Annotated in this window: 9 protein-coding genes; 6 read left to right on the forward strand and 3 right to left on the reverse strand. The window is 74.6% G+C overall.

Annotation, left to right across the window (positions count from 1 at the left end; all coding sequences use genetic code 11):
* Positions 1-366 precede the first annotated feature (366 nt).
* Positions 367-1,290: a TetR family transcriptional regulator gene (locus ACFY0X_RS27485; protein ID WP_387758443.1), complete on the reverse strand. Its 924-nt coding sequence runs from the start codon at positions 1,288-1,290 to the stop codon at positions 367-369.
* Positions 1,291-1,493: 203 nt separating this feature from the next.
* Entirely contained in the window at positions 1,494-3,269 is a 1,776-nt protein-coding gene (locus ACFY0X_RS27490) for a 3-hydroxyacyl-CoA dehydrogenase family protein (RefSeq protein ID WP_387758445.1), read from the reverse strand.
* 567 nt (positions 3,270-3,836) lie between these two features.
* Here ACFY0X_RS27490 and ACFY0X_RS27495 point away from each other — a divergent pair.
* The 3 genes from ACFY0X_RS27495 (at position 3,837) to ACFY0X_RS27505 (ending at position 8,178) form a co-directional block, all read left to right on the forward strand.
* Positions 3,837-5,315: a glutamine synthetase gene (locus ACFY0X_RS27495; protein WP_387758446.1), complete on the forward strand. Its 1,479-nt coding sequence runs from the start codon at positions 3,837-3,839 to the stop codon at positions 5,313-5,315.
* Between the two features lie 3 nt (positions 5,316-5,318).
* The gene (locus ACFY0X_RS27500) at positions 5,319-6,437 is read left to right on the forward strand and encodes an amidohydrolase family protein (RefSeq protein ID WP_387758447.1); all 1,119 of its coding nucleotides are present in this window, start codon (positions 5,319-5,321) and stop codon (positions 6,435-6,437) included.
* A gap of 253 nt (positions 6,438-6,690) precedes the next feature.
* Entirely contained in the window at positions 6,691-8,178 is a 1,488-nt protein-coding gene (locus tag ACFY0X_RS27505) for a S8 family serine peptidase (RefSeq protein ID WP_387758449.1), read from the forward strand.
* A gap of 121 nt (positions 8,179-8,299) precedes the next feature.
* Here ACFY0X_RS27505 and ACFY0X_RS27510 read toward each other — a convergent pair whose 3' ends face one another.
* Positions 8,300-9,199 (reverse strand): HipA family kinase, encoded by a 900-nt coding sequence (locus ACFY0X_RS27510; protein ID WP_387758450.1) that lies wholly within the window; start codon positions 9,197-9,199, stop codon positions 8,300-8,302.
* 91 nt (positions 9,200-9,290) lie between these two features.
* Here ACFY0X_RS27510 and ACFY0X_RS27515 point away from each other — a divergent pair, with 91 nt between their 5' ends.
* The 3 genes from ACFY0X_RS27515 to ACFY0X_RS27525 all read left to right on the forward strand — a co-directional run bounded on the left by ACFY0X_RS27515 (position 9,291) and on the right by ACFY0X_RS27525 (position 13,052).
* The gene (locus tag ACFY0X_RS27515) at positions 9,291-9,731 is read left to right on the forward strand and encodes an SRPBCC family protein (RefSeq protein ID WP_359903353.1); all 441 of its coding nucleotides are present in this window, start codon (positions 9,291-9,293) and stop codon (positions 9,729-9,731) included.
* A 245-nt stretch (positions 9,732-9,976) separates the two neighbouring features.
* On the forward strand, positions 9,977-11,131 hold the full coding sequence (locus ACFY0X_RS27520) for a glycosyltransferase (protein ID WP_387758452.1): 1,155 nt from the start codon (positions 9,977-9,979) through the stop codon (positions 11,129-11,131).
* Between the two features lie 397 nt (positions 11,132-11,528).
* Entirely contained in the window at positions 11,529-13,052 is a 1,524-nt protein-coding gene (locus tag ACFY0X_RS27525) for a sugar transferase (RefSeq protein WP_387758454.1), read from the forward strand.

Genomic DNA, 13,052 nt, shown 5'->3' on the forward strand with positions numbered 1-13,052 from the left:
CTGCCTCCGAAGGCGTACCTGTGTGAGGGGCACAGGGCGTCTGGGGGAGCCGGGAGCGGACACCGGCTTCGCTGAGGTGGGTGGTGGGTGGGTCAGGCTGGGTGCCCGGGGTGGACCGGGCCTGCTGGCTCTGCTCCCGGGGTGTGGGAGCGCCGGACGACGGCGCGCCGAGGTGGGGAGCCGCGGCGCCGCGACCGGTGGGTAACAAGGTAGTGGCACCCTGTGCCACTCGTAAAGACACCGGGTGTCACGAATTCGGACGGCCTCCGGGGCCGCTCGACGCGCGTTGCGCGGGCATGCGAAGGGCCCGCGCCGACTGCTCGGCGCGGGCCCTCGACACTGCTCTGACCTGCGTAAACGTTGCCGCTATGACTCCCGGGCGCCACTCAGCGCGGCCCGGATGCTGTCCACCACGACCTCCAGCGGAGCGTCCGTCCGGGCGACTGTGATGAGTACCTCACCTCCGGGACTGGCACTCAGTGCGCTCTCCGCCCCGGTGTCCCCTGGGGTCCCGTTGGCACCCGGTGCCACCACCGATCCCCGGCGTCTGGCACCCGGTGCGCTGGCGGCCCAGAAGGTCCGCCGGATCACCTCGAAGGAGTGGTCCAGCTGCGCCTCGACGTCGCCCCGGCCGCCGGCCCGCAGCCAGCGCCGCAGCACGTGGTTGTGCGCCGCGACCACCGCCGCCGCCGAGACCTCGGCCAGCATCGAGTCGTCCTCGCCGCCGCGCTGCCAGCCGGACGGGATGGACTCGCCGGTGTCGAAGCGCCCCAGCAGGTAGCGGGTGAACAGCCGCTCGTAACGGGCCACCACGGCGATCTCCCGCTCGCGCAGCGCCGGGACCTGGCGGATCAGCTGGTACCGCGCGACCGACACCCCCGGGGTGGAGGCGTACATCCGCAGCACCTCCTTGATGCCGCGGCAGACCACGTCCAGCGGGTGCTCCTCCGGCTCGGCACTGGCCAGCAGGTCGGCCACCCGCACCAGGGTGTCGTCGTGGTCCGGGAAGATCGCCTCCTCCTTGGACCGGAAGTACCGGAAGAAGGTGCGTCGGGCCACCCCGGCGGCGGCCGCGATCTGGTCGACCGTGGTCTCCTCGTAGCCCTGCGAGGCGAACAGCTCCATCGCGGCCGTGGCCAGGTCCTGGCGCATCTGCTGGCGCTGCGCCGCCGCCCGGCGGCTGCCCGGCCCGCCCTCCGGTCCGGTGCCCCCGGTCGAGGGGGCGGTCCGGTCGGTGCCGCCGTGCGGCCCGGCGGGGTGCTGCGGGGAGGTTGACTGAACCCGATCCATGTCCGGAACGCTACACGGCCCGGACGGAGCGGCCGCGGCCCTTCCCCGCCGCACCGGCGCGACCGGGCCGGTCACGGCCGGGCGGGGCCAGCGGGAGGACACCGTCCCGGGGCTCCAGCCGGGGCGCGTGGAGGCCGCGGAGGGCGCGGAGCCGTACGGCGGGGCGCCGCTCCCGGCGGCCGTGCCACCGGCCTGCGGCGTGGTCACCGGCGCGCGTGGTCGCGGAAGCCGCGGCCGGTCTTGCGGCCCAGGCAGCCCGCCGCGACCAGGTGCTCCAGCAGCGGCGCGGCGGCCAGGCCGGGCTCGCGGAACTCCTGGTGCAGCACCTGCTCGATGGTCAGCGAGACGTCCAGGCCGACCACGTCCAGCAGCTCGAACGGGCCCATTGGGTAGCCGCAGCCGAGCTTCATCGCGGTGTCGATGTCGTCCACCGTCGCGTAGTGCTCCTGAAGCATCCGCACCGCGTCGTTCAGGTACGGGAAGAGCAGCGCGTTGACGATGAAGCCGGCCCGGTCGCCGCACTCCACGGGGTGCTTGCGGACCTTGGCGGTCAGCTCCAGCACGGTCGCGGTGACGTCCGGCGCGGTCAGCACCGTGGAGACCACCTCGACCAGCTTCATCGCCGGGGCCGGGTTGAAGAAGTGCATGCCGATCACGTCCTGCGGCCGCGAGGTGGCGGTCGCGCAGCTGATCACCGGCAGCGAGGAGGTGGTGGTGGCGAGCACCGCGCCCGGCCTGACGATCTTGTCCAGGGTGGCGAAGAGCTCCCGCTTGACCGCCAGGTCCTCGGCGACCGCCTCGACCACCAGGTCCACCTCGGCCAGCTCGGCGTACTGGCCGACCGGGGTCACCAGCGCCAGCGCGGCGTCCCGCGCCTCGGCGGACAGCCGGCCCTTGGCCACCGAGCGCTCCAGCGACTTCGCCAGCTGCGCCTTGGCCCGCTCGGCCTTCTCCTGGCTGCGGGCGGCCAGCAGCACCGGGTGCCCGGCCTTGGCGAACACCTCGGCGATGCCGGTGGCCATCGTCCCCGAGCCGCAGACGCCGACGGTGCGCACCTCCCGGCCCGGCACCTTCGGCAGGGCCGGCCCGGTGGCCGCGTCCACGGCCCGGGAGGAGCCCGGCGCCTCGTAGGTGTAGAAGCCGCGGCCGGTCTTGCGGCCCAGCAGCCCGGCCGCGACCAGCTGGCCGAGGATCGGGGCGGGGGCGTGCAGCCGGTCCCGGGACTGCTCGTACATCGCCTCCAGCACGGTGCGGGCGGTGTCGACGCCGATCAGGTCGAGCAGCGCCAGCGGGCCCATCGGCAGGCCGCAGCCGAGCCGCATCGCGGCGTCGATGTCCTCCCGCGAGGCGTACTTGGACTCGTACATCGCGGCGGCCTGGTTCAGGTAGGCGAACAGCAGGCCGTTGACCACGAAGCCGGCCCGGTCGCCGGCCGCCACCGGCTCCTTGCCGAGGTCCCGGGCGAAGGCGGCGGCGTCCTCGGCCGTCCGCGGCGAGGTCAGCACGGTGCGGACCACCTCGACCAGCTTCATGCTGTGCACCGGGTTGAAGAAGTGCAGGCCGAGCACCCGCTCCGGGCGGGCGGTCGCGGCGGCGATCCGGGTCACCGAGAGCGCGGTGGTGCCGGTGGCCAGCACGGTGGTCTCCGGGCAGATCCGGTCCAGCTCGGCGAAGACCTCCCGCTTCAGCTCCAGCTGCTCGGGCACCTCCTCGATCACCAGGTCCGCGTCCGCGGCGGCGGCCAGCTCGTGGCCGACCGAGAGCCGGGCCAGCAGCCCGGCGCGCTCCTCGGCGGTCAGCCGCTCCCGGTCCACGGCGTGCGCGGTGGCCTCCTCGATCCGGGCCAGCGCCCGGGCGGCCGAGTCCTCGGTGGCCTCGATGCCGATCACCCGGCGGCCGCTCTTGGCGACCGCCACGGCGACGCCGGCACCCATCGTGCCGAGGCCGACGACGGCGACAGTGGGGAAGGGACGCTCCATCTGTCCTGACTCCTAGTCATGAAGGGCCCGCGCGTGCTCCGGCGGGCACGCCGCCGCGCCCGTACGCCGGGGGCGGCCGCCGCCGGAGGAGGGTCCACGCGCGGGGGCTGGGGAGATGACGGGTGCGGCGCATCGGGCAGCGGCCGGTCCGCTCCGGCCGAACTGCGGATGTGCCGTGGTGCTCAGGCGCTCGAAGGTGAAGGAAGCGACTCTGATACGAGGAGGAGACCCGGCCCGCCGCGGTCCGCGGCACCTGCCGGTGAAGAGCGCACCGCGCGGGCGCCGGAGAAACGGCGACCGCGGCCTGCCGCCGGTGCGGCTCCCGAAGCCCGGCGGTGGTGCGTGTCCGGCCACTGTAGCGAAGCTACTCGCGAGTAGGAAGGGGGCGGAGGCGAAAACCCGCCACCGCCTGCCCTCGCACGCGGACGCCGACCACCTGGAGCGGACCGCGCGGCGGAGCCGGCCGCCGGGTTCGCCCCGAACGGGTGAACGGGTGAACAGGGCTGCCAATAGGACCACCCGATAGGGGAGTTACCCGACCGTGACCGGCGGGGCAGCATGGGAGGCATGACCCCCGGAACCGCCTCCGCCGGCCCCGCCGCGCCCGATCCCACCGCTCCCGGTCCCGCCGAGCCGCCCGTCAGCGCCGACCGGCTCGCCGCCGCCGCGGCGGCGGCCGTCGCGCTGCCCTCGCGCGCCGAGCGGGCCGAGCGGGCCGGGGAGGTGGCCGACCGGCTGCGCACCGAGGCCGTCGAGGCGGTGGCCGTCACCTGGGTGGACAACGCCGGCGTCACCCGGGTCAAGGCCGTGCCGCTCGGCGGCCTGGCGCACGCCGCGCAGTGGGGCGTCGGCACCGCGCCCTGCTTCGACGTGTTCCTCGCCGACGACACGATCACCACCAGCCCGATCATCGGCGGCCCCACCGGGGACCTCAGGCTCTACCCGGACCTCGACCGGGTCGTCCCGCTGGCCGCCCAGCCCGGCTGGGCCTGGGCCCCGGGGGACAGGTACACCCAGGCCGGCGGCTCGCACCCGGGCTGCCAACGGCTGTTCGCCCGCCGGGCCCAGGCCGTGGCGGCCGCGCGCGGGCTGAGCCTCAAGGCCGGCATCGAGGTCGAGTGGACGGTCGCCCTGGCCGGCACCCCGCAGGACGAGCCGCGGTACCCGACGCACGGCCCGGCGTACGGGATGCACCGGGTCACCGACCTCTCCGACTACCTGCGCGACGTCCTCACCGCCCTCGGCAGGCAGGGGCTGGGCGTCCTCCAGATCCACCCCGAGTACGCCCCGGGCCAGTTCGAGGTCTCGGTCGCCCCCGAGGGCCCGGTCGCCGCCGCCGACACCTCCGTCCTGGTCCGGCACACCGTCCGGGCCGTCTCCGCCCGGCACGGCCTGCGGGCCTCCTTCGCCCCGGTGGTCGAGACCGGCGTCGTCGGCAACGGTGGGCACCTGCACGTCAGCCTCTGGCGGGACGGCCGCAACCTCGGCCACGGCGGCCCCGGCCCGCACGGCCTGACCGCCGAGGCCGAGGGTTTCCTCGCCGGGGTGCTCGACGCGCTGCCCGAACTGCTGGTGCTGGGCTGCTCCAGCCCGGCCGGGTACCTGCGGCTGGTGCCCTCGCACTGGGCCGGCGCCTACCAGTGCTGGGGCCTGGAGAACCGCGAGGCCGCGCTGCGCCTGGTGACCGGCTCCACCGGGGAGCGGGCCGCCACCGCCAACGCCGAGGTCAAGTGCTTCGACGCGAGCGCCAACCCGTACCTGGCGGTCGGCGGGGTGATCGCGGCCGGCCTCGCCGGGCTGGACCAACGCCGAGCCCTCCCACCGGAGTTCACCGGGGATCCGGCGGCCGCCGAGCCCGGTACGGTGCCCCGGCTGCCGACCGGCCCGGCCGAGGCGATCGCCGCGTACGAGCGCTCCGCGGTGCTGCGCGAGGCGCTCGGCGAGCCGCTCTACCAGGCGGTGCTGGCGGTGCGCCGGGCGGAGCGGGAGCAGTACGCGGCCGTCACGCCCGAGGAGCTGGTCGCGGCCACCCGCTGGCGGTACTGAGCGGTGGCCCGGCCGCAGGGCCCCGCGCTGGTCGACCACCACTGCCACAGCGTGGTGGCGGCCGAGCTCACCGACGACGCCCTGGCCGGGCTGCTCACCGAGTCCGACCGCCCGCCCGCGCCCGGCTGCTCGCCCTTCGACAGCGCGCTGGGCCTGGCGGTGCGGCGCTGGTGCCCGCCCGTGCTCGGCCTGCCGGCGCACGCCCCGGCCGCCGACTACCTGGCCCGGCGGCGGGAGTTGGGCGCGGCCGAGGCCGCCGGGCGGCTACTGGCGGCGGCCGGGCTGGACACCTGCCTGGTGGACACCGGGCTGACCACCGCCGCGGGCCACCCGCTGCTGCCGCCCGCCGAACTGGCCGAGGCCACCGGCGCCTCGGTGCGCGAGGTGGTCCGGTCCGAGTCGGTCGCCGAGACGGTGGCGTGCGGCGCCGCGGACTGGCCGCGGGCCGTCGCGCAGGCGCTCGGGTCGGCCGCCGCCGGGGCCGTCGCGGTCAAGTCGGTGCTCGCCTACCGGCACGGCCTGGCCGCGCCCGCCGAACGCCCCGCCACCGCGGCCGTGGTGGCCGCGGCCGGTGCCCACCTGCGCGCCGGGCGGGTCCGGCTGACCGACCCGGTCCTGCTGCACCACCTGCTCTGGACGGCCGTGGACGTCTGCGCCGAGCTCGGCCTGCCGCTCCAACTCCACACCGGCTTCGGCGATCCGGACCTCACCCTGCACCGGGCCGACCCGTCGCTGCTGACGGACTTCGTGCGGGCCGCCGAGCCCAGCGGCGTCCCGCTGGTGCTGCTGCACGGCTACCCGTACCACCGGCAGGCCGCCTGGCTGGCCCAGGCCTTCCCGACGGTGTACACCGACCTCGGGCTGACCACCTCCTACACCGGGCCGCGGGCGGCCGCGGTGCTGGGCGAGATGCTGGAGTTGGCCCCGTTCGGGAAAATGCTGTTCTCCACCGACGCCTACGGCCTGCCCGAACTGTATTTGGTGGGCACCTGTCAGTTCCGGTACGGACTGGGTGCGCTGCTCGCGGCCTGGCGGGCCGACGGAGCCTGTTCCGCGGCCGACGCCGAGCGGCTGACGCGGTCGGTCGCGGCTGACAACGCCCGTCGGCTGTACGCGTTGTAGGGATGCGATCAGTGCTGGTGGCCGATGTCGTGACGGGTGTGGCCGCACGTCGGCGAACCATCACTTTTTAACACTCTTGACCTCTGTTTCCTGTGTTGGGGCCGGTTGTCCGTAGGCCCTGTCCCTGGTCACGATGTGACGATTAGATGACTACCCCTTGCGCTTATAACCAAATATTCATTAGCGTCCCGGTCATTCCCAAGCGCACCTGCCCATCGCAGCTGCCGCCTGACGAGCCGGGAGGCCAACCCTCATGCGTGTTCCTCGGATCAGTCGTACCCGGTACGCGGCGGTGGGCGTCGTACTCGCCACCGCCGGCGCCCTCGCGCTGCCGGCCGGTACCGCTGTCGCGGCCCCCACGGCCGACTCGACGACCGGTCCGCTGCTGAGCTACGTCGTCAACACCAAGGCCAACCACGGCCAGGTGCAGAAGGTCGAGAAGGCCATCGCCGGCCTCGGCGGCACGGTGGTCCAGTCGTACGAGCAGGTCGGCGTCGTGGTCGCCCGCTCCAACGACACCAAGTTCGCCGAGAAGCTGCGCCTGGCCAAGGGCGTCGACTCGGTCGGCGCCAGCCGCACCAAGGGCATCCAGGCCTCCGACCAGGGTAAGGCCGAGGTCGCCACCGACTCGGCCGCCGTGGCCGCCGCCCCGGGTGAGGACCCGGACGAGGCCTACCAGTGGGACATGCGGCAGATCGGCGCCGACAAGGCGCACAAGATCTCGCTCGGCAGCCGCAACGTCACCGTCGGCGTGCTGGACTCCGGCATCGACGCCACCCACGAGGACCTGGCCGCCAACGTGGACGCCTCGCAGTCGGTCTCCTGCCTCGACGGCAAGACGAACACCGACTGGAAGGCCTGGCAGCCGACCACCAGCGACCACGGCACCCACGTGGCCGGCACCATCGCCGCCGCCAAGAACGGCAAGGGCATCGTCGGCGTCGCGCCGAACGTGAAGCTGGCCGCCGTCAAGGTCGTCGACGACGGCGGGTTCATCTACCCGGAGAACGCGGTCTGCGGCTTCGTCTGGGCCGGCGAGCACGGCTTCAAGGTGACGAACAACAGCTACTTCGTCGACCCGTGGATGTTCAACTGCAAGACGGACAAGGACCAGGCCGCGATCTCGGAGGCCGTCCGCAAGGCCGTCGCCTTCTCGCAGCGCAAGGGCGTCCTCAACGTCGCCGCCGCGGGCAACGAGAACATCGACCTGGCGCACAAGACCGTCGACGTGGCCAGCCCGGACGACACCACCCCCACCACCCGCCCGGTCACCAACGACTGCCTGTCGCTGCCGACCGAGCTGCCCGGTGTGGTCGCCGTGTCCGCGGTCGGCTCCGACGGCGTCAAGGCGTACTACTCCAGCTACGGCAAGGGCGTCGTGTCCGTCACCGCCCCGGGTGGCGACCGCCGCTTCCAGTTCCCGAACACCCCGGACAAGGACGGCCGCATCCGGTCCACCATTCCCGGTGGCAAGTACGGCTACATGCAGGGCACCTCGATGGCCACCCCGCACGTCGCCGGCGTGGCCGCGCTGCTCGCCAGCACCTTCCCGTGGGCCAGCCCGGACGAGCTGACCGAGCTGCTGACCACCCACGCCGAGTCCGTCCCGTGCCCGACCGGCGAGTTCAACCCGGGCGGTGCCGGCACCTGGAAGGCCACCTGCGAGGGCGGCGCCGACGACAACGGCTTCTACGGCGCGGGCCTGGTCAACGCCGAGAAGGCGGTCCAGTGGTGGCGCTGACGCGCTGACCGCGGACAGCTCTGAACAGTAGAACCGGGGAGCGGGCCCACTGGGTCCGCTCCCCGGTCGCGTTCCCGCACCGAAGGCCCGCGGCGGCCTCCGCCCCCGCACGCCGGCTCGGTCAGTCCTCGTCGAAGTGGTGCTCCCAGACCGTCTCCACCGACGGCTTGCCGTGCAGGTCCGGCACCTCCTGCAGCCAGGCCGGCCGCCCCGCCCGGGTCCGGGCCGCCCGCCGCCGCTCCGCCTCGCGCAACTGCTCGGGCGTGGCGAAGCCCTCCGGCAGCCACTCCTCGGAGAGCACCACCCGGGCGGCCAGGTGGGTGACGTAGGCGTGCCGGACGGCGTCCACCGAGTCGAAGCCGGGCTCGTCGGCCAGCCACTCGTCCGGGACCAGCGCCACCACCTCCTCCAGCAGCGGCACGGTGACCAGCGGTCCGAGCTCCTCGTCGGCCAGCCGGACGTCCGGGGCCGAGCCGCCGAGCGCGTGCGCGCTGAGGTCGTACCGCCTGCCGACCGACGCCTCGGCGCCGGCCCAGCGGTGGTGGAAGATCAGCGCGGCGCCGTTGTCGATCAGCCAGAGCCGCCCGTGCCAGACCACCAGGTTGGGGTTGTGCACGGTGCGGTCGACGTTGCCGGTCAGGGCGTCCAGCCAGACCACCCGGCCGGCCTCGGCGGAGTCCACCGCGATCATCCCCGGCCGGAAGTCCCGCGCGCCGGGCAGCAGGTCCATCCCGAGGTTCAGCCCCGCGCTGGCCTTGAGCATGTCCTGGATCTCGGTGTCCGGCTCGTCCGCGGCGACGGCCGGGTCGAAGTCCACCAGCCGCAGCTCCGGCACCCGCAGGCCCAGCCGCCGGGCCAGCTCGCCGACGATCACCTCGGCGATCAGCGCCTTGCGGCCCTGCGCGGCCCCGGTGAACTTGACCACGTACGTTCCCAGGTCGTCGGTCTCCACCACGCCGGGGACGGAGCCGCCGGCGCGCAGCGGGTCGACGTAGCGCACAGCAGTCACCAGATCGAGCACACCGGCCACCCTATCCCGGCGCGTCGCGGGCGTGAGCCTGTGATTGGCTTGCCGGACAGAGCGGTTCCCACCGGACGAGGAGAGCAAGGTCATGGGACAGGTGCAGGCCACCACCGAGCGGGTCTACGACGCCGCCCCCGAGCGGGTGTACGAGGCGCTGGCCGACTACCAGGTGACCCGCCCGAAGCTGCTGCCCGCGCAGTACAGCGAGTACGAGGTGCGGGTCGGCGGCACCGGCGCCGGCACCCAGGTGCACTGGCGGCTCCAGGCCACCGAGAAGCGGGTGCGCGACTGCCTGTTCACCGTCTCCGCGCCGGAGCCCGACCAGCTGGTGGAGAAGGACGCCAACTCCAGCATGGTGATCACCTGGACCGTCTCGGCCGTCGGCGAGGGCCGTTCCAAGGTCACCGTGACCGCCACCTGGCAGGGTGCGACCGGCATCGGCGGCTTCTTCGAGCGCACCTTCGCCCCGAAGGGCCTGAACCGGATCCACGACCAGGTGCTGGCCAACCTCGCCGCCGAGGTCCGCTGAGGCCACCGGCGTCCGCCGGATCCACCGAGGTCCCGCCCGGGTCCGGTCCCGTCCGGGTCCGCGTGCCTCGATCCGCGTGCCCGGACCGGCGAGCCCGGATCCGGCCATGCGATCGAATCGCTTGGAGATCCGATCGGTTCGGCCACCCGTACGACCCGAAAGCCGTACGGGTGGCCGAACCGCCACCTGCGGGTGACGGGGGCCGCCCGGCACGGGGGAGCCACCCTAGGCTCGCCGCCGTGCATATGACGATCCTTCACATTTCGCAACCGGTGGACGGCGGGGTCGCCCGCGTCGTCGCCGATCTGGTCCGGGGGCAGCGGGAGGCCGGCCACCGCGTCCTGGTCGCCTGTCCGCGCGGCGGGCGGCTGGCCGAGGAGGCCGCCGCCGTGGGCGCGCTGGTCCAGGACTGGCCCGCCCGGCGCCCGCCCGGCCCGGGCACCCCCGCCGAGGCCTGGCGGCTGCGCCGGATCGTCCGGGCGGCTTCCCCCGACGTGGTCCACCTGCACAGCGCCAAGGCCGGGCTGGCCGGACGGCTCGCGGTGCGCGGCACGGTGCCGACCGTCTTCCAGCCGCACGCCTGGTCCTTCGCCGCCGTGGACGGTGCGACGGCCGCCGCCACCCTGCGCTGGGAACGCTTCGCGACCCGCTGGGCGCACCGGCTGCTCTGCGTCAGCGTCCAGGAACGGGCCGACGGCGTGGCGGCCGGGGTGCACGCCGACTGGGCGGTGGTCCCCAACGGCGTGGACGTGCGCCACTACGCGCCCGCCGACCGCCGAGCCGCCCGGATCGCGCTCGGCCTGGACCTGGACGCCCCGCTCGCGGTGTGCGTCGGGCGGCTGTGCCGGCAGAAGGGCCAGGACGTGCTGCTGGCCGCCTGGCCGGAGGTGCTGCGCCGGGTGCCGCGGGCCCGGCTGGCGCTGGTCGGCGGCGGGCCGGAGGAACAGCGGGTGGCCGAGCTGGTCCGGGCGAGCGCCGAGCCGTCCCGGGTCCGGTTGGTCGGGGACGTGCCGGACCCGCGGCCGTGGCTGGCGGCGGCCGACCTGGTGGTGCTGCCCTCGCGCTGGGAGGGGATGGCGCTGGCCCCGCTGGAGGCGATGGCGGGCGCCCGCCCGGTGCTGCTGACCGACGTGCCCGGCGCCCGGGAGTGCCTGCCGCCGTCCGAGCTGGCGCACGCGGTGGTCCCGCCCGAGGACGCGCCGGCCCTCGCCGCCCGAATGGGGGACGCGCTGTCGGATCCGATCGAATGCGAGCGGCGCGGCGCCCGGCTGCGCGACCACGTGGTCGGCCGGCACGACGTGCGCACCGTGGTCGAACAGGTGGACGTCCTCTACCGCCACCTGCTGGGCGCGGGACCGGCCTCGGGGCGGCGCCGGGCCCGTGTCCCAGAGCGGATCTGATCGTTTCACATGCCGTGAATGCCCGCCGTTTCCGGCGTTGTCGTATTCGCACCCTCGACCGGATACGGAGGCGAGGCGTCAAATCCGAAATAACTATTAATGGGCGGCGGGAAATGAATCGGCAAGTCAACTCCCGCCCTGTACCGCCCGGTTCTGTATTGTCGGATTTTGCCTGCTTCGTTCGGATTTCCTTCCGGGAATTAACGGCTGAGCCCCTCGCGATCGACTTCTCGCTGACCGGTTCCTTCGCGATCGGCCCCGCCGCCGGGCCCACGAAAGCCCCATGCGGCAGCAGGCGCTGTCAGGACCGCGCCCGCCGGGCCGGGACGGCCGCCCCGCGCCAACCGGTGCCGGGGCACCGTCACCCCGGGCACACAGCAGGGGAGATCGTGCGCTGATGACCATTGACCACGACCGTGTGCACCGACCGGCCGGGCCCCTGTCCGGCCCCCGCCGCCCCGGCACCGGGCTGCTCGACCGGCCGGCCGGAGCGGCGCACCCCCGGGCCGTCCCACCGCCGCACCGGCCCCGCGGGACGGCCCGCTCCCGGCTGGCCCTGTCGCTCGCCCTGGTCCAGGCCGACGTCATCGCGCTGTGCTCCGCCGGCGGCATCGCCAACCGGGCCGTCGACCCCGCCGCCCCGCTCGACCCGCTGCTCGGCGTCCCCGCCGTCCTGCCCCTGCTGCTCCTGCTCAACCTGACCGGCGGCCTCTACCGCTCCCGGCTCACCCTCTCCGTCCTGGACGAACTGCCCGCACTGGCCGCCCGGGCCGTGGTCGCCACCGCCTTCGCCGTCACCCTGTCCGGCTGCCTCGCCGACCACTGGATCGGCTTCGGCCCGGTCGGCCCGGCCCGGCTCACCGTCCTGCTCGGCGCCCAGCTGCTGATCGCCGCCGCCGGCCGCGCCGTCCTCTACCACCTGGTCCGGCGCAGCCGCCGCAGCCGCCCCAGCCCCGTCCTGGTGCTCGGCGCCGGCCGGCTCGGCCGCCGGGTCGCCGCCGCCCTGCGCGAGCACGGCGAGTACGGGATGCGCCCGGTCGGCTTCCTGGACACCGACCCGCCGCTGCTGCCCGGTGACAACGACCTGCCCGTGCTCGGCGGCAGCGAAGTACTGGAGCGCGAGGTCCGCCGGCACGGCGTCCAGCACGTGATCGCCACGGCCGGCGCCGCCGACGAGGCCGAGACCGCCGCCACCCTGCGCGAGGCCGCCCGGCTCGGCTGCCAGGTCTGGCTGGTGCCCGCGCTGCGCGAGTACGGCTCGCTGGCCACCGCCCCGGTCACCGGCGGCGACCACCTGTGGGGCTACCCCTGCCTGCGGGTCGGCCGCCCCGCGATGCGCCGCCCCGGCTGGGCCGCCAAGCGCGCCCTGGACATCACCGCCGCCGCCCTCGGCCTGCTGCTGCTCGCCCCCGTCCTGGGGCTCTGCGCCCTCGCCGTCCGCTTCGACACCGGCCCCGGCGTGCTCTTCCGCCAGCAGCGCACCGGCCTGAACGGCCGGGTCTTCACCGTCCTCAAGTTCCGCACCCTGCGCCCGAACGACGAGCACGAGTCCGCCACCCGCTGGAACATCTCCCAGGACCACCGGATGGGCGCCGTCGGCCGGCTGCTGCGCAGGAGCTCGCTGGACGAGCTGCCCCAGCTGTGGAACGTCCTGCGCGGCGACATGAGCCTGGTCGGCCCGCGCCCCGAACGGCCGTACTTCGTCATGCGGTTCGGCCAGGCCTACCCCGAGTACGCCGACCGCCACCGGGTCCCGGTCGGCCTCACCGGCCTGGCCCAGGTCAACGGCCTGCGCGGGGACACCTCCATCGAGGACCGGGCCCGCTTCGACAACCGCTACATCGAGAGCTGGAGCCTCTGGCAGGACGTCAAGATCCTGTGCCGCACCGCGGTCCTGATGCTCCACCCGGACGGGAGCTGA

The organism is Kitasatospora sp. NPDC001547 (assembly GCF_042894165.1).
Taxonomy (GTDB): domain Bacteria; phylum Actinomycetota; class Actinomycetes; order Streptomycetales; family Streptomycetaceae; genus Kitasatospora.